The sequence below is a fragment of the Streptomyces sp. NPDC059989 genome (assembly GCF_042736975.1).
Classification (GTDB): Bacteria; Actinomycetota; Actinomycetes; order Streptomycetales; family Streptomycetaceae; genus Streptomyces.
On the sequence record NZ_JBHWUO010000044.1, the window covers coordinates 41,664 to 63,879 of the forward strand.

The window sequence follows — 22,216 nt, forward strand, 5'->3', positions numbered from 1 at the left end:
GACAGGCTGTCCCTTCCGAGCACGGAGGGGGAGCCATGGCAGAGGTCGGTGGATGGATCTGGGAGCGCAACCTGCGGTCGTTCCTGGAGTTGCTGTCGCACTACGTGGGTTACGGGTTCGATGTCACCGACTGGGAGACGGTGGCTCTGGCGGTCGAGGCGACCGACGACGAGCGGCCCGACGGCTGGTACTCGTATCCCTTGGTCGGCGAGCATCGACAGGTCGAGGTTCGGCTTGCCCGCGCGGTCGGGGGCGATGAGCTCATGGTGGCCGTGAAGGGAACTCTGACGCCCGAACTGGAAGTCCGGGCGGACACCCTGCTGGCCGCCTTTGCAGCTGGCTGACCAAGGTCAACTTGACCCGCTAGCTGCATGAGGTGTCTTACCTCGCGATAGCCGAGGGGAGAGGTCTATCCGTATCCCGGGGGCCGGCGGCCGAGCGGAGGGGTACTTGTACCGGTATGGCGCGTGAACGGATCCGGTGTCGTGCCAACGGGCCCGGCAGATCGTGGACGGGTACGCGCCACTCAAGGTGACCTTGAGGCAGGTCATGTACCGACTAGCAGCTGAGGGCGTGCTGCCGCACACGCCGCCGATGTACCGCCGGCTGTCCGCGCAGCTGGCCCAGGCCCGGCGGGAGGGCCGCTTCCCCGACCTGATCGACACCGTCCGCGAAGTCCACGTCCCGCCGGCCTGGCCGGACGCCGACGCGTTCGTCGCCGAGATGCCCGGCTGGTTCCGCCTGGACCGCTCCGCAGGCCAGAAGCAGGCCCTGTACGTCGCAGCCGAGAAGGACACCCTCCGACAGCAGCCGACCGGCTGGCTCGAGTTCGCGGGCATCCCCGTGCTCGTGGTCCGCGGCTTCAGCTCCCAGTCCTACGCCGACGTCGTCCGCGACCGAGTCGCCCACGAGCAACGCGAAGCCTGTCTACTCGTGGTCGTTCTCCCGGGCTTCGCCGAGTGTGGTGTAACGATGCACTGCATCAGGTGAGCTGGGGTTCTTCCTCGCATCTCTGGGGCTGTCGTGTTCGTTGCGGCATGTTGCACACGAGATCGGAGGAGACCCTTGCGGGCCTTTCCTGTTCAACTTCCGTCCGGTGTCCGCTACTGGACCGTGCTGGACGAGGACCTGGTCGTCGTACCGGAGGCGGACGCGTTCTTGCGGCACGTCCGGTTCGGCAAGGACCAAACCGAGCTGACGACGCGTACGTACGCCGGGCACACCGCTCTGTACCTGCGCTGGTGCACGCGAATGGGCCGCGACTGGCGGGTGGCGGCCGAGGAGTTCGGCCTGTTCATCGTCTGGCTGAAGTTCGGCACGAAGCAGGTCACGGGCATCGACCGCCCTTCGGGCAGCGGGCTGGTGTACCCCGGGCCCGGGGCGGAGGCCGTACGCGAGCCGGCCCGGATCCAAAGCATCCTCACGGGAGTGCGGCAGTTCCTGCTGCATGGCATCACCGCGAAGACGGTGCCCTCGCACGCCATGGCCCAGATGTACGAGGTGGCGGAGAACTGGGATCTGCCGGAGCAGGCCCGAGGGGAGGACGTGACCGGCTACCGGATGCGCCCCCGGCACCGGGTTCAGGTCCCGCGCAGGAAGGGCGAGCGGGCCGACGACCGCGAGATCGTGGAGCTGTCTCTTGCCTGCCGCAACGCCCGCGGCCGGTTCATCGTGCTGCTGCGGCGGGACAACGTCAACGGAGCGTGGGCGAAACGGCAGCCGACGGCGGCGCCGGGCCGGTGGAAGCCCGTCGACCATCTGGTGGTGCTCGCCTACGGCCAGTACGTGATGGAGCGGATGGCGCTGCCGCACGGGCCGGCCGCCGACTTCGTGCTGGTGAACCTGTTCGCCGAGCCGCTGGGTGCGCCGATGACCGCCGATTCGATTACCGAGTTGTTCGGGCGGCTGTCCACGCGGGCCGGGTTGAGCCGGAACGTCACCCCGCGGATGCTGCGGCGCGCGGCGGGCAGCAACCTCGCGGACGCCAGCGGCGGCCAAGACGAGATCGCCGCGCCGCGGGGGGAAGGCCCGGACGCCGGAGGCGTCCGGGCCGGTGGTGCCCCGGGTCAGTACCAGTACCAGCGTCGGGCTGGCTTGTTGGTGAAGATGCGTCGCATCGCGGCCATGGCTGATCACCTCCTTCTCGTGTCGTGTGCGGGCGGGTGGTCCGGGGTGCGGTGCAGGATGAACGGTCGCGGAACATTGCCCTCCGACATGGAGGCGCGGGTATCCCCGCCGGTGACGGCCAGGCTGGCGTGGTCGGTGAGTGCGGCCAGCGACTCGATGAGCAGCGTGTGTGCCACCGCCGCGCCGGCGCAACTGAAAGGCCCCGTTCCGAAGGGGACGTAGGGGCCGTGCCCGCTGTCGCCGGCCCAGCGCTCGGGCCGGAAGGCGTCGGGGGAATCCCAGTGACGTTCGTCGTGGTGCAGCAGGTACGGGCAGACGGAGAGCAGCTCACCGGGCGGGAAGACGGTGCCGCCGAGTTCCACGGCGCGCGGGAGGGTGCGCCCGAGCATCCAGGGCACCGGGCGGTGCCTCAGCGCCTCGCGCACGACCTGATCGATGGGCCAGGGCCACGGTGCGGCCCTGGTGTGGTGCAGGCAGGCCAGCAGCACCGACCATGCCAGCGCGGCGCTGACGGGGGCGATGATCGCCCGGAACATCATCAGGTGCAGGTCGGCCACCCTCCGGTCGGACATCTCCGCTTCCGGGCATAGCGTGAGCACCGCGTCCAGCATGTCCCGCGGTTCGCCAGCAGGCTGTCGGCGGCGGCGGTGTGCCTCCTCGGTCACGGCGGTCAGCAGCCTGGCCCGCACCAGCTCCGCCCGGGCCCGCCGCCACACATGGGCCGAGCGCACCGCCACACCCTCGTGGACGGCCTGCCGCATCAACTCACGGCTGGCGCCCGGTGTGTCGGGGTGCAGCAGCAGGTCCGCCAGGCAGTGGTAGACCACCCGCGTGCCAGCGTCCGGCCACCGGCCGGCCGTCGGCATGGCGGCCACCGCCTCGGGCAACGCGGCACGGTAGCGCGGCACGTCGGCTCGCAGAAGGTTGCGCACCGCGCGGCCCAGCTGCGCCTGCGCATCGCGGTCGGGCAGCAGCTCGCCGAAGAAGACCGACCCGCCCGTGTGGTATTCCGGATCCCGCAGCAGCGCCTGCGCCAGCTCGGTGTCGCGGACACACCAGCCACCCCAGGGAAGCCGCATCACCCCCGCCGTGCTGCCGCGGCTCAGCTCCTCGACGTAGGCGAGGGGGTCCCGCCGCAACCGGATCCTGTACCCCATCCTCATTCCGCCACCTCCGGTGATCCTCGTCGGGCACGACGAGCGTCCCTTGCGGCATAGGTCCGCGTACCGCCACCCGCAGCCGGAGCACCCGGAGGGGAACGAACCGCTCCCGGGCGATGCCCGGCCGCTGTCCCTCGATCAGCCCCCACAACCCATTGCACTCGAGCAGGTATTTCCACACCGTTGTCGAGGTATCCCCGCAATCACCCGATGGTGTAGGCGCACGCCGGTCCCCCGACCGACCGATGCCGCCCCCACGTCGCGAGGCCGCGCCTGCGGTCACTCCCAGCGCACGCCCCCTCTCGGCAGCGCCGTCTCCACCGGGTGCGGGGTCGGGCCGCGCCCGGAGGACGCGCGGGCCGGTGGAAGGACGGATGGACCGGCTGCCGGGTGACAGTCGACCGACCGTCGGAACCTCGTCCCGGACGAAGCCAGGATCGAGGACCCGGTCGCCTTCGAGGAGACAGCGGGAACCTCCGGCCGCCTCCACCCGCCGGAGCGTCCGAGGTTCGGCGAACTGCTCGCCTACGCGCGGCCCGGCGACACCGTGCACATCTCCGAGATGTTCCGCCTCGAACGCGGCACCGGCCACATCCTCGACGTGCTCGACGTCCCGCACCGCGACCGGGTGGCGCCGCGTATCCACGACGGCGCGTTCTCCACGATGGACCTCACCGCCCGCCACCCGCGCACCGGCGAGCTGCCGTCCACCGTGAAGCTCATGGCGCGTAGCCCCTCCGGCTGACATCACGGCCGCCCCGTCCCACAGTGGACCGGGGGCCGACGCGCATCGCGCCCCGTCGAAGTGAATGCTTCGGCGGGTCCATGTACCACAGGTGTTGCACCGGCTATGGTCGTGCTGACCGCCTCTGAGCTGCGTGAATCCCTACCGCACACTCGGGGCGCCCAGGAGAATGGTCGGCGATTTCGACTGCTCCGGCGAGGACATCGAGCGGGACTGGGTGGAGCGCACGGGCTGCTGGAGCTCGGTGACCCGGGTGCTGCTCACCTACGAGCAGATGCGCACGTACGGGCTCCCGGCGACCGAGGGCAAGAGCGGCGACCCGAGGTGGCCGGCCTTCGCCCGCCGCTACGGCTTCGACCCCCGCCGCACGGTGCAGTGGGAGGTGGAGGCATTGGAGCCGGCCGAACTCCAGCGCCTGGTCCTCGCCGCCGTCGACCCCTACATCGACCGCACCGTGCTCGCGCAGCAGATCGCCCGCGAGGAAGAGCAGTGCCGTGCCCTGACCGACTTCCTCGGCGGCTGGGGCGCGGGCGGCAGGAGGTAGTCCCGCCGTCTGCGCGCGGGTGCCCTGCAACACAGGCGGTGCAACGCGGTCGAACGCAACGGTGTGTTGCGGTCTTGACCTGGCGCAACGCGTGCACCGCGCTGTTGCGCGAGCGCGTTGCACCGCCGTGTTGCACCCCTTCCGGGACCCCTGCTACCCAGATACTGGAGCGCGGTCTGGTGCCTGCTTGTGGCGTCCGTGTGCTGCTGTGTGTCGGCGGGAATGCCGGGTCGGCGAAACGGTTCACTACAGTGCCGCTGCCGAGAGGAACCCGCTCATGAGCACCCACTCCAGGGACTGTCCGGAAGTTTGTGTATGCCCCGGTGTGACCCGTAAGGCATGAGACGTGGTCTCTGCCGGGAAGGATCACTGATGGGCATCAAGGACGATCGGCCCCGTGAAGGCATCGTGCGGACGGGGGCCGAGTTGGCTCGACTGGCGGAAACAGAACGTGACTTGGCCGGGCAGCTCGTGGAGCGGGCCCGCGCCGAGGGCGTGAACCTGGTCGGAGAGAACGGGCTACTCAAAGGGCTGGTGAAGCTGGTCCTGGAAGGCGCCCTCGAGAGCGAGATGGCCGACCACCTCGGCTACGAGAAAGGCGATCGGGCGGGTATCGGGTCGGGCAACGCCCGCAACGGCACGAGCCGCAAGCGGATCCTGACGGACGTGGGGGCGGTGGAACTGGACATCCCCCGCGACCGGGCCGGCACCTTCAGCCCGCAGATCGTGCCCAAGCATCAGAGGCGGGCGGAGGGCTTCGACGAGGCGATCCTGTCTCTCTACGTCAAGGGCCTGACAACGGGTGAGATCCAGGCCCACCTCGCGGAGATCTACGACGTGGACGTCTCCCGCGAGACGATCTCGAAGGCCACGGACAAGGTCAGTGCTGAGCTGGACGCCTGGCGCAACCGGCCGCTGGACCGCGTCTATGCCGTGGTGATGATCGACGCGATCGTCTTGAAGATCCGTGACGGCGCGGTCGCCAACCGGCCCGTCTACATCGCGGTGGGCATCAACCTCGAAGGCGAGCGGGACATCCTGGGCATGTGGGTGAGCACCGGCGGCGAGGGCGCCAAGACCTGGATGACCTGGCTCGCGGAGCTGAAGAACCGCGGGGTCCAGGATGTTCTGATCGCCTGCTGTGACGGGCTGAAGGGCCTGCCCGACTCCATCGCGGCCATCTGGCCGCTGGCCGACGTCCAGCTCTGCGTGGTCCACATGGTCCGCAACTCGCTGAAGTACGCCTCCACCAAGCACTGGTCGCAGATCGCGAAGGAGCTCCGGCAGGTCTACACGGCCGCGACCGCGGACGCGGCCGAGGCCCGGTTCGCGGAGTTCGAGGCCGACTGGGGCCGTCGTTACCCGGCCCTGGTCGCGGTCTGGCGCCGCAGCTGGGACCACTTCGTGATGTTCCTGCGGTTCCCGCCCGAGATCCGCAAGATCGTCTATACGACGAACATGATCGAGTCTCTGAACTCACGCTTCCGCCAAGCCACCCGCCGCCGCGGCCACTTCCCGAACGAGGACGCGGCGCTGAAGGTCCTCTACCTCGTCATCCGGGACCGCCAGCCCAACCGGCGCAACCCCACCGGCCGGACCCACAACTGGAAGGAAGCGATCAACACCCTCGCCGGCTACTACGGCGACCGCGTCACCGACAACCAGTAACCGCACCACCCGCAAGAAACGTCAGCACCAGGGCTTACACAAAGAAACTGACACTCCCGTTCCTGACGCTGAGGGTGTACGTGACTTCAGTGCCGGTCGTCGTCGACCTCGGGACTGCGGTCTCGCTCAGCCTCAGGTCGGCCGCCCCCGTCCGCTGGCCGACCGCCTCCGCCGCGCCCGCCGCCCCGAGGATGGATGCGAGTGCAAGGAAGAGACTCAGCAAGGTGCACAGCGGACCCCGTCTCCTGCCTCTCACGCGACTTCGTACGTACACACCAGCCATCAGATGACCTTCCGCCGTGAAGTTCGCGTCGGCGGATGCCGACACTCGCGGGTCAACCTATGGACGCGGACCGGTCAGAGCGGTCCAACAATCCGACAGGAGGCTCATATCCCACCCGGCCGGCGGAAGACCGTTGCGCCACCTCCCCGCGCCGTGCGTCGCACCACTCCACCGCGGCATACCACGCCACCATCGCCTCGTGGCACCAGGCACACACCGCGAGACCGAGGCCGAGATGTCCCCCTCGTCGGCGGCGCACTGCGGCCATCTGGTGCCGGGAGCGAGGTGCTGGCCCAGGTGCGGCTGGTTTCGTGGGGCGCGGGCTTCGTCGAGGTGGGGGCGTACGACGAACAGGGCCGCCGGACACTCGAAGCGGAACTGAGGCTGCTGGTCGACGAGGTGCGGCTGCTGAACCGGCGCGCGATCAGCTGGCGCTACCCGGGTCCGGTGACGGCGGAATTCGCCCAGGACTGCCCTCGTACCGTGGTGGAGGTCTTCCCTGACGGTACGGGACGGATTTCGCACCAGCCCGAGGGCATGCGAGGCTCCTCGCTCGAGGCCGTGCTCACGGTGCCGGAAGAGTGGCTGTGGTCGGCCCGGCCAGGGTTCGGGGAGTGGCGGCCGCTTCCGGGCGGCGAGCACCTGCCGGACTGGGTGCGGGTGCACTTGGACACCGCTGGGACGCGCGAGGCTTCCGTGCCGTGGCGTCGGGAGCCATCCCGCATCTTCTCGTCCGTCGACTTCGATGCGCTTTTCCGTCCCGGTACTCGTATGTCCGGTCCCCACGGCGACGAGATGACCGCCGTGGAGCCGAGGCGGACCGGCACCCTGCGCGTGCCGAGCGGCCTGCTGGCCGTCGACTGCCCCCTGGACCATGACGGGCCGCACTTCAGCATTGCCGTCCCGCTCGGGGAGCACGTGCTCGACGAGGCGCAGGCCGCCTTCCTCGACGGCTGCGAGTCGTCCACAGCGGTCCGGCTGCGCGTCGGGGAAGTCCCGGCCACGTCCTGGGAGATGGCCCTCAGGCCGTGCGACGACACCAGGCTGCTCGGGGAGGGCGAGGCGTACGGGTTCGGTACGGACGGCGCGATGGGCGCCTTCGCCGATGCCGGGGCGTGGGGCCCGCTCCAGCGGCTCTCCCGGCAGGTGATGGAGGACAACGACCCGGAGGCGTGGAAGTACAGCACCGACTCCGCCTACTTCCTCCACACCCGCGAGCCCGGCTCCGGCGCCGAGCTGGTGGCGTTCGCGGTGGGCTCGGACGGGGTCCATGCCGTCTGGGTGGGGCGTTCGGCAGACGGGGACGTGGTCGGTGTGGTGGTGCTGGTCGAAGGAATGCCCGACCTCGTGGCGCCCTGAGCCCCGGTGCCGCTGGGACCCGGGATGCTCCAATGGACGTCAAGCGGGCTCGTCCGATCCCGGGATCGGACGGGTCCTCGCCGTTGCCTCGGAGACCTGCATCGGGACCTTGACCCGCGAGGCCCCGCCCGGCGGTCAGGGGCGCCAGCGGGGCGCCTCGTCGTCTGGGACGTCGGGGCTGGCGAAGTGGAACGGCACGCCGAGGTGGGCGGCCAGGTCGATGCCCACGCGGGCGGCGGCGGCCGCCGAGGGGTGGAGCGGGCCCGCGTCGGCACGGTCCAGGGCGCGCACGGCAGTGCCCCAGTAGATCGTGGCCAGGCACTTCTCCCCGGCGAGGTCGTCCGTGACGGCCAGCAGGTTTACGAAACAGCCGTGGACGGTGTCCCCGTCCCAGACGGCCTCGATCGCCAATACGCGGGCCTGGATGCCGCGGGCGACGGCGGCGAGCGAGTCCAGGTCGAGGGGGGAGTCGGGCGTACGGGCGACGCAGTCGCCGAAGTGCTCGTAGCGCAGGTGGAGGATCTTCTGCGCGTGGTTCAGGTCGAGGCCCTGGGCGCGGCCGGCCTCCCACATGAGCCGGACCGCCTGCAAGCTGTTGTCCTGCAGGACGTATCCGTCGGCCTGGGCACGGATACCGGCGGGGAGTCCCTCCCACCGGCTGTCGATGTCCTGGTCCACGGTGTCCGCTCCTCGGTTCATCCTGGCGTCGTTGCGTCATGATCGGCTCGGCGGGGCCCCGCCGTCGACGGGATTTCGGTGGACCTACCGCCGGGACCGCCATGGCGGGCCGTGCCTGCGGAGGTGTTCCTCGTGGAGGTCCCGGTCCGTGCGGCGGCGCTGGCCCGCGGTGAACAGCGTGCCGCCGATGAGGAGGACGTCATGTCCGCCTCAGCCCGCCAGGCGGATCCACTACAGACGCCATCCCAACCGGCATCTGAGAGGCCGTCATTGGTCATCGCCGGTGACCACCGGCCACCCTCCGACGGCCCAGAGACGGCCCAGACCTGTCCCGACCGCGGCCGCCGGCAGCTGTCGGAACACGGCACCGGAACCCCTTCTGGGCACGGACGACGCAGCAGCGCACGGCCCTGGACAAGGCAGATCAGGCGGGACGCCTCCCAGGTCGGCTGAGTACCCCGTTGAGACGGAGACTGGGACGGCAACGCTGGTCAATGCAGCGTCTCAGAGCGCCCGCCCCTGGAGCCTGCTCATTGAGGTAACGGAACTGCGCGTCCCGATCCGGCTGCCGTCGAGCGGCTTGGCGTTGGCCTGCAGGCTGAAGCCTTCTTCCCGCGGCAGATCGGCAACGGTGCCCGCACTGACCCGTTGCCCGGTCCGGGTCAGTTCCCTCGTGAGTGCGCGGGTCGAAGTTCAGCGTCCACCGCAGCGGCGACATCGGATCACTCGCACATCCGGCTCGACCAGCGCCAGCAGAGCTGGCCACAATCCCGGATCAAGCTCCGCAACCCTCTTGCGGCCCCGCCTGGACGCCGCACCCGACCCAAGACTCCTCGCCAGCCTCCAGCTCGGGAGGCGCGTACCACAGCAACGAGCTTCAGAACTGGAAGCAACGCCTTGATTCCCTGCAAGCCATTAGGTCGGCCATGAAGAGTTGCAGCATCTGAGATCTGCGTAATCCTGGAAGTACCCGCCGTTTGAACGCCGACCCGCCAGGCCCTGACTTGCCGGCGAGGAAGCCCATGTAGACCCAAGAGGGCGCTGGGGCAGGGCCCGGGATTGAGGATTGTGCTAGCTCCCTCCTCTCCCGCATGGAGACAAAGTGGATGACCTTAGCCAGCGCATCGAAGAGGCACGACTGACCGGAGATCTTGATCTCAGCAGGATAGGTCTGGATGGAATAAGAGATGCCTTGCGTCGTTTGAATTTCGGCGCCAGCGTTCGCCGCGTGGATCTTTCCAACAACTCACTCAGTAGTGAAATCCCAGAGGAAATCTCAAGAATCCTTCCATCGCTGGAACATGTTGACCTTTCAGGAAATGCACTCTCGAGCTTTCCAAAATGGGTCGCCGAGCTCCCTCGCCTCAAGTCCCTTATCCTGGATAGAAATGGGATCCGGAGGCTGCAGGTCGATCAGCCGGAGAAGCTTAAAGGGCTTGCGGGGCTCAGCGTCTCTCGCAACGGGGTAGAGGTGATTGACTCCAGCGCTTGCCGCCTCGAAGGGCTGGCGATTCTAGATCTCTCAGGGAACATCATTGGTTCACTTCCAATGGAGTTTGCCCAGCTGCGTCGCCTAAAGGATCTAGATCTGGGAGATAATCCCGGTCTTGAGCTCGGTGAAGAAATTGCTGACCTTAAGTTGCTTAGAAGATTGAGTCTTCGCCGAAACGGTCTCACGAAACTTTCATATCATCTTGGCTACCTGTCGCCTGACATTCAGCTAGATCTCGACGAGAATTTCTTGGACGAGAATGTTTCAAAGCTTGTTGAGCGAGGCGCTCCATACCTACTGCCATATCTCAGGACCCTAGATGCGGAGCCACACTATGAGGCGAAGCTGATCTTGGTGGGGGAAGGCAGGGTAGGGAAGACGAGCCTGGTGGAGGCGCTTCGCGGGAATCCATTCGATGCCGACAGGGATAGCACCCACGGTATCGAGATCAAGACTTTCAGTGTCGATTTCCCGCTAGGCCTTGTGACTGAAATGTCTTGTGACGAGGCAGGGGAAGAAATTACGGTTCGATCCTGGGATTTCGGCGGGCAAAAAATATATCGGGTAACCCATCAGTTTTTCTTTACTCGGCAGGCCTTGTACTTCGTCACTTGGAACCCTCGGGAAGGGGACCAGGCAAACCTTGTCGAGCAGTGGATTTCCAGGATTAAGCTGAGGTGTGGGGATAGCGCCCGTGTTCTTGTTGTTTCCACGCACGCCGACGAAGGTCGACCGGAGGATATTGACCACTCAGAGCTGAGAGAGAAATTTGGACCGCTGCTCGTCGGCCATCAACGCGTTGACAGTAAGTCTGGATACGGAATTCCTGAACTCACTGAAAAGCTTGCGCATATGGCGGCTGGCTTGCCGCGTATGGGGGAGCGCATCAGTGAGCGCTGGGAAGCAGTTCAGAACGACCTTCTGAATAGGCGAGAGCCATATGTGAAAAGGGCAACATTTGATCGAATCTGTGATCGCCATGGAGTGGATGAGGACGAAGCTGAGGCGCTGGCCGCACTGTTGAACGACCTCGGATATATAGTTTACTACCCAGAAGATGATGATCTGCGCGAGCTCATTATTCTGCAGCCGGAATGGCTGACGCTTGCAATCAGCTACGTACTCGAGGACGAAGAAACTAGGCAGAATTCCGGGATCCTGGAACATTCCTCCCTAGCTCGAATTTGGGGAGACGCTGAGCGCGGCTACGTGCCAGAAATGCATCCATATTTCCTTCGCTTGATGGAAAAGTTTGACATCTCTTATCGCATTCACGACGAAACTGCAAGTCTGATTGCCGAACTGGTTCCGTATGAGCGCCCGAATATACCCTGGCCTGACCCAGGAGGATCTGACGAACTTAGCATGCTCTGCCATTTCTCCGATGCCCCTACTGGTCTAATTCCGTGGCTAACGGTCAGGACTAGAAGGTTTGCGGGCCGTCAGTGGAACAAGGGATTCTATCTTGAGCATCCGAAATTCGATGCTCGCGCACTTGTAGAGTTGATCTCTGATACTCGCTTGTCCGTAAAGGTGGTCGGGGGCTCCAGGGCACTCCTATTTGACGTCCTTAGAGACACAATTGATCAGCTCGTAAAGCTGCGATGGCCTGGCGTTAGCCACCAAATCCGCATTCCCTGCCCGGGTGATGGGCCGGGTGGCGTCGTTTGCCCAAACTCCTTCCCAGTCGAGGGTTTGGAAAAGCTAAGATCCAGAAAGAAGTCGTCCTTCCTTTGCGTGGAATGTTCAGAGGAACAGGATGTCGACCAAATTCTGAGTGGAATTTCCACGGGGATTAGCCTGCGCCGGGAGCTAGTCTCCGCCTCTGAGATCGAAAGTGTGCAGGCGAAGATTACAGCAGCCCACCAAGACATTGTTCAGCTTTCCTCCGACGCTCGCCAATTTCAGGAGAAGGCCGGAGCCTACTTGCACCTTTTGATGATCCTAGCGAAAGCGGGCAGTGCTGAGATCGCAGACTGTCCGAAACTCTTTTCGATGCAACTCGCACCCGAGCAGCGCTGGGATCCTAGGGCAATATGGTCCAAGAAGTTTATTCTTCATCTGTGGTGTGAGGAGACTGGTTCACAACACCCGGTGTCGCCGCCTTACGAGTTCCGCTCTTCCAAGGAATGGGTCGTGAGCGTTGCACCATATCTGAGAATTGCTGCTTCGGCAGTCAGCCTTCTCGCTCCCATCGTTGGGGGAGTTGCAGGAGCGGTTGATGTTGCCGCCATCAAAGACAGTGCTGACCTTATGAAGTCACTTGCCGATTCAGTCCACCTAGACGAAGGTGCAACCTCGAAGGGGCAAGAAGTAATTGGACTCTCAGCTTCCGAAGGTGCCGCGTTGCGTGCATTTCGGGAATTTCTCTTTGAGCTCGATGAAACCCGTAAGTTCCGCGACCTCCAGCGGGTTCTTACTCCTACTGGGGACTGGCAGTGGCTTTGCGCCCATCACTACGCTCAGTATGAGCCGTCGGTCCTACGGATTTATCCCGGAGTATCTAGAGGGGAGTCAAATATTCCAGATTCTAATTAGTACTCCCCGCGGGGGGCGGAGCGATCGTGGCGGCTGCGGCAACCGACCTCATCGTCGCGAGGGAAGTTGCAGGCTTGGATCGTGCCCTCCGGAACTTCAAGGAGTCACCTACAGGGCAGCGCATGGAGGACGCACCGTCACCGCTCCCCCCGAGTCCCACCAAGAACGCACCGACGGGACAGCCCGCTGATGACGAACCGTCAGCACCCGCGCCGGTCGACACCAACGTCTATCGCTGACGGGCGGACCCTAAGCGTTGTCCCGTAAATAATCTTGGAGTGCCCTCGGCAGGGTCGGTCGAAGTGCGGTCCGCTCGTCTATCCGGCGATGGCGAGGTTGTGCATGCGGGGCGATGCCGAGCATCGAGTGGTGGACGCCGTCGCGGCCGTCGCGGAGAATCTACCAGGTCTTCATACGGGCGAAGGTGTGCTCGACGCGGGCGCGGACCTGCTTGTGGGATTTGTTGTGTTCCTCTTTCCAGTCTGGGAGTTCGGTCTGGCCGCGCTCGCGGCGGTGAGGGATGACGAGTGCGGTGCCTGGGTAGACGCCGTCGGCGATCGTGAGTGTCTTGCCGACGGCGGCCTTGGCGCCGGACTCCTCCCATGCCTTGCAGTCGTTGCGGTTTCCGGCGAGCGGCCGGCGGACCACGACGACCAGGCGGGTGTCGGCGTCGATGACGACTTGGTGGTTGGTGGAGTACCGGTAGTTCTAATAGGTCATCGGTGAACCCAGGCGCGTGATTGCAAGGGCCACCAGGCGAGGTCGAGGCCTGCCGCCCTTCGGGGACCGGCCCTGCCTCGCCCGCGCCCTGCCGGGCGGAGACCTTCGGTAGTTCCGTGGCCTTGACCTCTCGTCAAAGACCGGTCCCGCCCGGCAGAGGCTCGATTATCACCAGCTTTCATGTCCTCAGCCCGCCGGCAGGGGCCGACCTCTCAACAGTCCGCGAGCCGATGAGCTCTCCAACAGACCGAGGTCCCTGCCGGTCGCTGGAGACACGAACGGCTCATGAGATGGCGTGCCCAGAGCACTTCTATTAGAGCGCCGCGTGCTCCGCATGGGATCGATCTGCAGGTTGAGAGGGAGGCACAGTGTTGAGCGAGATCTTCTGCGGAATTGACTGGGCGGAGGGGCACCACGACATAGCCCTGGTCGACCAGGACGGATCCCAGGTCGCCAAGCTACGGATCAGCGACGACAGTGCCGGCTTCCACGCACTGATCGAACTCTTGACCAGGCATGGTGACTCCGCAGAGCATCCGATCCCCGTTGCTATCGAGACGCCACGTGGCCTCCTCGTCGCCGGCCTGCGGGCAACCGGCCGACAGGTCTACGCGATCAACCCACTGGCCGCGGCCCGCTACCGCGATCGCGCGAGCGTCTCCCGGGCCAAGTCCGATGCAGCGGACGCCCGTGTTCTAGCAAATATCCTTCGGACCGACCGGCACGCTCACCGCCCCCTTCCCGACGACAGCGAGGCCGGGCAGGCCGTCGCTGTCCTGGCCCGCGCTCACCAGGACGCCATCTGGGACCGGCAACAGATGATGAACCGGCTCCGGTCGCACCTGCGCGAGTACTATCCAGCCGCTCTCATCGCCTTCCACGGCGCCGGCAAACCGGGACTCGATTCTCCACGTGCCCGCGTGATTCTCACCGCTGCACCCACGCCGGCCGACGCTGCAAAACTCTCCCGCAGCCAGCTGCGTGCGTTGCTCAAGCGGGGCGAGCGTCCACGCTGCGGAATCGAGGCTGAGGTCGAGCGGCTTCGGGCAATCTTCCGCGCGGACTACCTGCGGCAGCTGCCGCAGGTCGAGCAGGCCCTGGGGCACCAGGCAGTAGCGCTCATCCGCCAGGTCGATGCCTCATGCAACAGCGCCGCTCAGCTCGCGGCGGCGACGGAGGAGGCATTCCTCGCGCACCCAGATGCCGAAATCATCGCCAGCTTCCCTGGGCTGTCCGTACTTTCCGGAGCGCGAGTTCTCGCCGAACTCGGAGATGACCGCGAACGCTTTGCAGATGCCCGCGCCATGAAGGCGTACGCGGGAGCGGCTCCTATCACGCGGGCCTCCGGGCGCAGCCACGTCGTGGTGGCACGGACCGTCAAGAATCAGCGGCTGGCCTCAGCCGGGCACATGTGGGCCTTCGCAGCCCTTCGCACGCAGGCTCCACGCGCCCACTACGACCGGCGGCGCGCTGGTGGAGAGCGCCATACGGCAGCTCTCAGGAACCTGTTCAACAAACTGCTCGGCTGCCTCTACCACTGCCTGCAACGCCGCACGCTATTCGACCCCGATCGTGCTTTCGCGGCACCCCTGGAGCTCGCCGCCTGAGCGCCTACTTGACCTACCGACGACATGAGATGTCTTCGACCGCTCCGCCACGGTGTGGTCGCGGGTGGGCACGAGCGTGCCGTCCACGATGAGCACGGTGTCCTTGGCGAACCGTTTGCGGGGCTGTAGTGCAAGCATTGGCCCGAGGTGGTCGATGATGCGGTCCGCCGCCGACTTCGAGACCCCGAACAGCGGGGCGAGCTGGCGCATCGTCAAGTTCGTGCGCCAGTAAGCCGCGACCAGTAGTGCTCGATCCTCCAGCGGAAGGCTCCACGGCCGGCCCTTGCGAACCGCATCCGCACCCTGACGCCGCCGAACAGTCACCAGCTTGCCGAACTGGCGCGGGCTCAGCCCGGCGAACGGGGCTATCCAAGACGGCTGCGACGCCGTGATCACACCAGCCACCGCTGGATTATCTCAGTTGCAGACCTCGCTCGTCCCGACTGATCCTTTACGTATTCGACGATCTGAGGGAGAACGCCATGGGGCTGACTCTGTTTCCGGGAGACGGAGACACCAGCAGTCCCGACGTGGGCTGGTCCTACAGCGGCTTCGCCGCATTCAGGCGACAGCTGGCGCGAGCCGAGGGGTTCGATCTCGACGAGATGTGGGGGTTCGGCGGGGAGCGACCCTGGAGTGATGTCTCCACTTCGCTTAAACGGCTGCTCGATCGCCCCGATGACGGTGGAGGCGAGCTCTCGCCCACCGAATACGCCGCCCTCCTGCCCCGACTCGAGGCGATCGTCGACCAGTGGCGGAGCGAGGTCGGCGTCCCTCGGACACACATCGATGCGGCCCAACAGCTGACGGTTGTTCTGCGGCTCTGCGTCGCGAAGGACGTCGAACTTCTCTTCCTCTGATGTCCGCGAAGCCGGGGCAGGTCCTCACACTCCCGCAGTTGCGGGACAGCCCTTAGTTGGCGCCGCCCATGCCCCACCAAACCCCGCGCTGCACGAATTGCGCGGCTCCCAGAGGGGGTGTCTGCTGGAAGCAGGGGAGCTCTTCCCCCAACCGCTCCCTCAACGTCCTCACACTGGAGTCAACATGTCGTGGATGTCAGGACCCAGCTACCTGTCTCCAGGAACATCGGAACATACCTTGTTCATTATTGCGGGCGGGTCCACGTATGACGGCCCACAGTACATAGTTGGGGTTCCGACAGGAGACTTCCTGTCGCCCAACTATCAGAAGCTCGTCGTTTCCGAGCTAGGCCACGGGCGGGACAGGATCAACACCACGAGCCCTCCTAAGTACCAGTGGTCTCAGTTCGTCACCATCACAAATTTCGGAAGCATCGGAACCACCTACTCTTTTAATGGAGGGAAAGTGCCGTGAATGAGAGGCCTCCTATAGAGTCGGTCACCGTTCTGGCCGACCGCGCTGGAAACATTCTTGCGGCCCACGCTAAACCGCAGTTCGTGGAAGGCGAAGAGGGTATTCAAATCGAGATCCAGATTCTGCCGGATGTCGACCAGACGGTCCACGAGTTTCCTGCGCCTGATGCGGTCAAGGAAGAATTCCACCGGATCTCCGACTACCGAGTCACAGTGGAGGGTGATCAGGAGCAACTCCTAAGCAAGGACCACAACTGATTGGCTGTCCGGCCCCTGTCGGCGAGTTCAGTCAGCCGCCGCAGATGACCTCTGCCCGAACAGCGGGACGTCGTCCATGGTGTTCCGAGCGTGGCCGGGGTCGCAGAGCCCGCAGTCCGCTTGCCCACGGCTGAGCGGTTCGGCCTGGCGGCAGCCGGCTGACCTAGCCCCCGTCGGCTCCCCAGGAGGCCGGATCAGGCGCTGTGCGGGTCGTGCAGGATCGTCGCCCACCCGGCCACGTCCTGCGGTACGCCGAACCCCATGTCGGCGGTGCCGAGGAAGCCGTGGACACGCGCATGTCCCGCAGCGCCATCTTGTACCGGCCAGCGATCACGTCACCGACCCACACCGGCATGTCCGGCTCCAGGACGCCCTCCTGGACGGGAGCGAAGCTGGTGTCGCGCGGCTGGGAGGAATCCGGCACCAAAGCCGCCGTCGGCAAGACCATCACGATCGCCGACGGCGGCTATCAGGGCACCGGGCTGGTGATCCCGCACCGCCGCGGGCGCGGCCAGGCCAGCCTCCCGGACTGGAAAGAAGCACACAACCGGTCCCACAAGCAGGTCCGCGCCCGCGTCGAGCACGTCTTCGCCCGGATTGAAGACCTGGAGGATTCTCCGCGACTGCCGCCTCAAAGGCGACGGCGTCCACCACGCCGTGCTCGGCATCGCGCGGATGCACAACCTCGCCCTCGGCGGATAGGCGAGCGTCCCCGGACGGCCGACCCACCCGAGACAACGCGGAGATCATTTACGGGACAGCCCTTAGCCTCGCGGCATGGATAGCAATCCGTTCGAGGCGACCTCGACTGACGACATCAACCCGTTCGCTGTTCCCGACGACGAGCCCAAGGCCACAGCCGAGGAAGTAGCCCAGCACTTCGTGCGTATCTGGGCGGAGGCCGTGATCCGGGCGGCTGATCGGGCCCGAGCGATACGCGTGAAGGACGCCAAGGACTTCCGGAACGCCGAGCGGAATGAGGAGTGGAGTCCCACCGACGACGACCTCTACGCGAACACCCGGGTCCATTGGGCTGAGGACCACACACTCGTGTGGTCAGCCCACCAGCTTGAGCTTTGGCGTGCCCGTCTTGCCAAAGAGAGGGGGCAAGAGCCCCAGCCAGACAACGAGGTCCTGAGCCGGCTGCGCAACGTCTTGGAGCACCTCGTTGATCCGGACCTGGAGGACTGGGTGGCCACGATTCCGGAGGGTGCAGACCGCAGGCGGCGATGGTCTCTCCGGTCGATGCCTGGCGAGCAATTTGACCTCGGAGGGCAGAGCGGGGGAAGGCTGTTCGGTCTTCTGGAGAGCGAGGATCTCAACGCGGTCGCGATGGGGGTCGTGAAGTCGGTGCAGGACGAATTGTATGAACGCGAGCGGGACATGGTGGAGGCTTACCTCGCGGACTGAGGGCGTCTCTCACAGCAGCGACCTTGGAGCCGCCTTCGATGTGCCGACGCTGCTTCCTTACTGGTGCCGGAGTCTGGCCTCAGTACGTGTTGATCCCGAATTGGTGCAGCAGCCCTTCGACGAGTTCTTTGCGGGTTGCCTGGAGAACCTCGTCGTCGGCGATCGGTGGCAGTTCCGTGGTGGCCGGGAGGACACGGAGGGGCTGCCGTGCCCGCTCGATCGCGCGGGGTTGGCCGCTGCCGTACCCGTAGGGCATGAACCGGAATTCTGATCCGTTGTTGCTGTCGGCCACGATGGCTGCGGTGATGTCCACGGTGGAGTCGAGCTGGCGGCGTCGGCGGTGGGCGTCGATGACCGCGACGGCCTCGCCCAGGGCGGTGGGAAGCGTCGAGGTGTCGACCATTGCCGTGCCTATCTGACTGGGCAGGGGGTGGCTCAGGTCGACGCACACGACGACCCCTCCGTCATGGTGGAGTTCGACCATGGCCCCGGCTTGTGAGCTCCGCAGTTCCGGTACGAGGATGTTGCTGTCGACCCAGCGGCGCAGTCCCACATGCATGGCGTTGTTGAGCCGGTCGGACAGGACCCTGCGGACGCCGAACGGGTCGCTGTGGAGCCGGGCCGCGGTCTTGACGCCATCGAGGAGGGCGTCTTTGGCTTCGGTGCGGCTGGGGGCCGGCACCAGGCGCGGGACTGGCCGTGAGGGCCGTCCCGCAACGACCAGCCACGCACATGCCGGCTCGGACTCGCCGACGACGACTGAGGCGGCCTGTTGGACGAGTTCGGCGAGAGCTGTCTCGGCCCGCTCCTGTCGCGAGAAGCGCTCCTGGTAGGCCCGCGCGACTTGGTGCTCGGACATGTAGAACGTCTCGCTCCCGACGCGGCAAGGCGCGTTGAAGGTCGCCCGATCCTTGTCCTTCTGCTCCCACCCGTACTGGAAGTGCGGGGCGAGTTCGCTCGGTGTCACGTCGACGATCAGGAAGTCGGGACCGCCCCCGCCCGGAGCGGGCAGAGGAATGATGTCGACGCCGGACAGGTACGGCTGGACTCCGTTGCGGAGGGTCTGTGTCAGCTGCTGCTCGTTCACCTCGGCGAGGTTGATGCCGACGGGCTCGATGTCGTCCGAGACCCCGTAGACGAGCAGGCCGCCGCGGGTGTTCGCCATCGCGGTGACGTCCTTGGCGAACTCGTTCCAGATGCCCGGCTTGGGCACGAAGGCGGGCAGCTGTTTCTTCCAGTCAAGGTCGTCCGTCTCGCCGAGCTTCGAGGCCACGGCGTCCGTGACCATCCCGTGGGTGAGGGGGCCCATCGGGCGGCCCAGATGTTCGTGCAGTCGAGTCCAGGAGCGCGCCATCTCGTCACCTTATGGAGAATCGGCACACGCTGGCGGGTGGTTCGACAAACCAGAGGTCCGGGAGGACTGGCATCGCGTCCAGCCGGGGCAGGTGACCGGCGCGGAGAGCGGTTCAACCATGGGGTGGTCGTCGCTTCTTTGTGGCTGGTGTGGTGGGGGTGGGGCGGTGGTGGTGTGTGGGGGTGGGGCGCGCGGCGGCGTGGTGGTGGTCGTGTGGGTGGCGGCGGGGCGTGCAGCGGCGGTGGCGGTGGCGGTGTGGCGCGGTGCGGTGCGGGGGTGTCGGGGTGGGGTGCGGGGTCGTTGGTGGGGGTGATGTCCGGTGTTGGCGCGCCTGGTTTCCCGGCTCGCGGGCGCATGGTCCTGCAACCATTTTTCAGGCATTAGAAATTGGCAGCCAGTTAGTACGTAACGGGGGCAGTAAGCCCCCGGGACGCCGGAAAGCCGGTATCGGCTGGCACGGAATTGTGAGGGGCCTTGGGTGGCAGTCGGCGCGGACGGGAATACGGGTGGGCGGCGTCGTGAACGCCAGGCCGGTGAACCACGGAAGAAGCGCTTCTACGTGTCCTTCAGCGACACCGAACTGGCCGTCGTGCGCACCGCCGCGGAACGCGAGGGGATGGCGTCGGCGGCCTGGGCGGGGCGCCAGGTGATGGCGGTCGCGCAGCACGTGCTGGTGCCGGTCTCCCGGGACGCCGGGGACGTGCCGCGGGAGCTGGTCCAGGCCCGGGTGCACCTGCGGGAAACCGTCGCCGCGCTCGGCGCCCTGACCGCCACCAGCGTGTCCGGGGCCGGCCTTCCGGAGTCGGCCGCGACCGTGGTGGAGGAGACGCTGAAGGCGGTGGCCTGGGTCGACGCGGCGACGGTCCAGGTGATGCGGGAGAGGCGCCCACGGTCGTGATGCCGAAGAAGGCGGAGAGCGGCTCGACGACGATCGACCTCCTGGACTACCTCTTCGGTCCGGGCGAGCGCGACGAGCACGTCGACCCCCACCTCGTCGCCGGTTGGGACCCGGACCTGCCGTGCCCTGCCCGCACCCCGGACCGCATGACGCTCGCCGACCTGGCGCTCCTCCTGGACGCCCCCGTCGAAGCGCTGCGCGGACAGAAGCCGGAAGAACACGTGTGGCACATCTCGGTCCGCAACCACGGCGACGATCGCGTGCTGTCGGACGCGGAATGGGCGCAGGTCGCCGCCGCCATGGTGCACGCCGCGGGCATCGCGGAGCACGGCGACGAGCAGGCCTGCCGGTGGATCGCCGTACGGCACGCGCCCGACCACATCCACATCCTGGCGACCCTCGCCCGCCAGGACGGCCGGCACCCCCGCGTACGCGGCGACATCCTCAACATGCACACGGCCGCCCGCGTCTTCGAAGCCCGCTGGGGCCTGACCCCGATGTCGCCGCTGGACCGGACCGCGCGCCGACGGCCGGTCACCGGCGAGGCCGAGAAAGCCCCCCGCCGCGGCCTCGCGGAGACCGCCCGGGAGTCCCTGCAGCGCACCGTCCGCCAGGCCGCCGCACTCGCCCACGGCGACACCGACTTCCTCGACCGGCTTCGCGACGCCGGGCTGCGCGTGCGCGAGCGCCTGGGCGACGACGGCGCCCTGGTCGGGTACTCGGTCGCGCTGCCCGGGGACCGCGCCGACGGCGGCACCCGACCCGTCTGGTTCGCCGGATCGACGCTCGCCTACGGCGGCGATGGCGTCAGGGCGAGTCGTTCAGCCTGATCGGGCGAGCTGTGGGTGTTCCCATGCATCATGTGCGGCGGTTCTTCCAGCAGTCCGGCGGAGTGCGCCTGGTGCCGAGACGACGTTCGTCCCGGCACCTGACCTGCGGTGAGCGTGAGGAGATATCCCGCGGCATCGCGGCCGGCGAGACGGCGCGACAGGTGGCCAGGCGGCTCGGCCGGTCCGCTTCCACGATCTCGCGGGAGATCGCCCGCAACGGCGGCCGCGACCACTACCGGGCAGCGGCGGCCGATACGGCCGCCCTCGAACGCAGCCGCCGCCCCAAACAGGCGAAGCTCGCCCGGCGGCCCGCACTGCGCGTATTGGTGGAAGCGAAGCTCGCTCTGCGCTGGTCGTCCGAGCAGATCGCGGGCTGGCTCCGCCGCCAGTTCCCAGGTGACGCCTCCATGCGGGTCTCGCACGAGGCGATCTACCTCACCCTGTTCGATCCGCGCCGCCGTCACGCCATCGACCGCGCCCTCACACAGCAGCTACGGACGGGTCGGCCCATGCGCCGACCGAAGGTCGCCGCCAGGCCCACCGGGCGGGGCGTCATCCGCGACATGGTGTCCATCAGCGCCCGCCCCGCCGAAGTCGAGGACCGCACGGTGCCCGGCCATTGGGAAGGCGACCTGGTGATGGGCACAAGGCCTTCGGCGATAGCCACGCTGGTCGAGCGGACCAGCCGTTTCACCGCCATCGTCGCGCTGCCGGACGGCATCAAGGCCGAGCAGGTCGCCCCACACCTCACCCGCCGGCTCCTCGGCATTCCGCCTCAGCTACGGCGGACGCTGACCTGGGACCGGGGCCGCGAGATGGCCGAACACCGTGCCATCACCATCGCGACCGGCGTCCCGATCTACCTCTGCAACCCCCGGAGCCCCTGGCAGCGCGGCACGAACGAGAACACCAACCGACTGCTCCGCCAATACCTGCCGAAGGGAGCCGATCTCCGCACCTTCAGCCAGGAGGACCTGAACGCCATCGCCAACGAGCTGAACACCCGACCCCGCAAGATCCACGGCTACCGCACCCCGGCCGAGATCTATGCTGAGCTTCTGAACAGCGGTGATGCACTGACCGCTTGAGCCCGCCAAGGTTTTTTGAAGGCGGCGCCTACTGATCTTTTCGTAAGTTCAGTTGGTGTGGTGGGTGGATGGTCAGGCCGGTATGGGCGAGGAATGACCATGGCAGTTGTGGGTTGGTGTTGA

At 66.5% G+C, this 22,216-nt stretch carries 16 protein-coding genes and 5 pseudogenes; 15 read left to right on the forward strand and 6 right to left on the reverse strand.

What is annotated here, in order from left to right; translation table 11 throughout:
• Window positions 1-35: 35 nt before the first annotated feature.
• Both ACFWBN_RS30285 and ACFWBN_RS30290 read left to right on the forward strand, forming a co-directional pair.
• On the forward strand, window positions 36-344 hold the full coding sequence (locus ACFWBN_RS30285; protein WP_385181748.1) for a hypothetical protein: 309 nt from the start codon (window positions 36-38) through the stop codon (window positions 342-344).
• A 205-nt stretch (window positions 345-549) separates the two neighbouring features.
• Window positions 550-990 (forward strand): hypothetical protein, encoded by a 441-nt coding sequence (locus tag ACFWBN_RS30290; protein WP_385181751.1) that lies wholly within the window; start codon window positions 550-552, stop codon window positions 988-990.
• Between the two features lie 1,142 nt (window positions 991-2,132).
• On the opposite strand, the gene ACFWBN_RS30295 is transcribed toward ACFWBN_RS30290, so the two are convergent.
• A complete protein-coding gene (locus ACFWBN_RS30295; protein WP_385181754.1) occupies window positions 2,133-3,284 on the reverse strand; it encodes a cytochrome P450 in 1,152 nt (383 codons plus the stop codon).
• 397 nt (window positions 3,285-3,681) lie between these two features.
• Here ACFWBN_RS30295 and ACFWBN_RS30300 point away from each other — a divergent pair.
• The 4 genes and pseudogenes from ACFWBN_RS30300 to ACFWBN_RS30315 form a co-directional block, all read left to right on the forward strand.
• Window positions 3,682-4,020: pseudogene (locus ACFWBN_RS30300) on the forward strand (recombinase family protein); the annotation flags it as partial.
• A 181-nt stretch (window positions 4,021-4,201) separates the two neighbouring features.
• On the forward strand, window positions 4,202-4,576 hold the full coding sequence (locus ACFWBN_RS30305) for a hypothetical protein (RefSeq protein ID WP_385181757.1): 375 nt from the start codon (window positions 4,202-4,204) through the stop codon (window positions 4,574-4,576).
• A 372-nt stretch (window positions 4,577-4,948) separates the two neighbouring features.
• Complete coding sequence (locus ACFWBN_RS30310) at window positions 4,949-6,244, forward strand: IS256 family transposase (RefSeq protein ID WP_385181759.1); 1,296 nt, start codon at window positions 4,949-4,951, stop codon at window positions 6,242-6,244.
• A 580-nt stretch (window positions 6,245-6,824) separates the two neighbouring features.
• A complete protein-coding gene (locus ACFWBN_RS30315) occupies window positions 6,825-7,886 on the forward strand; it encodes a DUF4241 domain-containing protein (RefSeq protein WP_385181762.1) in 1,062 nt (353 codons plus the stop codon).
• A 135-nt stretch (window positions 7,887-8,021) separates the two neighbouring features.
• On the opposite strand, the gene ACFWBN_RS30320 is transcribed toward ACFWBN_RS30315, so the two are convergent.
• Complete coding sequence (locus tag ACFWBN_RS30320; protein WP_385181765.1) at window positions 8,022-8,564, reverse strand: hypothetical protein; 543 nt, start codon at window positions 8,562-8,564, stop codon at window positions 8,022-8,024.
• Window positions 8,565-9,087: 523 nt separating this feature from the next.
• Window positions 9,088-9,391: pseudogene (locus tag ACFWBN_RS30325) on the reverse strand (ISAzo13 family transposase); the annotation flags it as partial.
• 275 nt (window positions 9,392-9,666) lie between these two features.
• On the opposite strand from ACFWBN_RS30325, the gene ACFWBN_RS30330 reads away from it, so the two are divergent.
• Window positions 9,667-12,594: a COR domain-containing protein gene (locus ACFWBN_RS30330; RefSeq protein WP_385181768.1), complete on the forward strand. Its 2,928-nt coding sequence runs from the start codon at window positions 9,667-9,669 to the stop codon at window positions 12,592-12,594.
• 317 nt (window positions 12,595-12,911) lie between these two features.
• Here the strand turns inward: ACFWBN_RS30330 and ACFWBN_RS30335 are convergent.
• A pseudogene (locus tag ACFWBN_RS30335) lies at window positions 12,912-13,302 on the reverse strand (transposase); the annotation flags it as partial.
• Window positions 13,303-13,685: 383 nt separating this feature from the next.
• Between ACFWBN_RS30335 and ACFWBN_RS30340 the strand changes: the two are divergent.
• Window positions 13,686-14,921 (forward strand): IS110 family transposase, encoded by a 1,236-nt coding sequence (locus tag ACFWBN_RS30340; protein ID WP_385181771.1) that lies wholly within the window; start codon window positions 13,686-13,688, stop codon window positions 14,919-14,921.
• A gap of 33 nt (window positions 14,922-14,954) precedes the next feature.
• On the opposite strand, the pseudogene ACFWBN_RS30345 reads toward ACFWBN_RS30340, so the two are convergent.
• Window positions 14,955-15,326 (reverse strand): annotated as a pseudogene (locus ACFWBN_RS30345) (transposase family protein); the annotation flags it as partial.
• A 77-nt stretch (window positions 15,327-15,403) separates the two neighbouring features.
• Between ACFWBN_RS30345 and ACFWBN_RS30350 the strand changes: the two are divergent.
• The 4 genes and pseudogenes from ACFWBN_RS30350 to ACFWBN_RS30365 all read left to right on the forward strand — a co-directional run bounded on the left by ACFWBN_RS30350 (window position 15,404) and on the right by ACFWBN_RS30365 (window position 17,923).
• Window positions 15,404-15,781, forward strand: a complete 378-nt coding sequence (locus tag ACFWBN_RS30350) for a hypothetical protein (RefSeq protein WP_385181774.1) — start codon at window positions 15,404-15,406, stop codon at window positions 15,779-15,781.
• 471 nt (window positions 15,782-16,252) lie between these two features.
• Window positions 16,253-16,513, forward strand: a complete 261-nt coding sequence (locus ACFWBN_RS30355) for a hypothetical protein (protein ID WP_385181777.1) — start codon at window positions 16,253-16,255, stop codon at window positions 16,511-16,513.
• Between the two features lie 393 nt (window positions 16,514-16,906).
• A pseudogene (locus tag ACFWBN_RS30360) lies at window positions 16,907-17,215 on the forward strand (transposase); the annotation flags it as partial.
• Window positions 17,216-17,290: 75 nt separating this feature from the next.
• A complete protein-coding gene (locus tag ACFWBN_RS30365; RefSeq protein WP_385181780.1) occupies window positions 17,291-17,923 on the forward strand; it encodes a hypothetical protein in 633 nt (210 codons plus the stop codon).
• Window positions 17,924-18,002: 79 nt separating this feature from the next.
• Here ACFWBN_RS30365 and ACFWBN_RS30370 read toward each other — a convergent pair whose 3' ends face one another.
• On the reverse strand, window positions 18,003-19,277 hold the full coding sequence (locus tag ACFWBN_RS30370) for a helix-turn-helix domain-containing protein (RefSeq protein WP_385181783.1): 1,275 nt from the start codon (window positions 19,275-19,277) through the stop codon (window positions 18,003-18,005).
• A gap of 559 nt (window positions 19,278-19,836) precedes the next feature.
• Here ACFWBN_RS30370 and ACFWBN_RS30375 point away from each other — a divergent pair.
• The 3 genes from ACFWBN_RS30375 to ACFWBN_RS30385 are packed head-to-tail and all read left to right on the forward strand — an operon-like array spanning window position 19,837 to window position 22,093.
• A complete protein-coding gene (locus ACFWBN_RS30375) occupies window positions 19,837-20,175 on the forward strand; it encodes a hypothetical protein (protein ID WP_385181786.1) in 339 nt (112 codons plus the stop codon).
• Window positions 20,175-21,005 (forward strand): hypothetical protein, encoded by an 831-nt coding sequence (locus ACFWBN_RS30380; RefSeq protein WP_385181788.1) that lies wholly within the window; start codon window positions 20,175-20,177, stop codon window positions 21,003-21,005. The genes ACFWBN_RS30375 and ACFWBN_RS30380 overlap by 1 nt, the downstream gene beginning before the upstream one ends.
• Window positions 21,006-21,028: 23 nt before the next feature.
• The gene (locus ACFWBN_RS30385; protein ID WP_385181792.1) at window positions 21,029-22,093 is read left to right on the forward strand and encodes an IS30 family transposase; all 1,065 of its coding nucleotides are present in this window, start codon (window positions 21,029-21,031) and stop codon (window positions 22,091-22,093) included.
• Window positions 22,094-22,216: the final 123 nt, after the last annotated feature.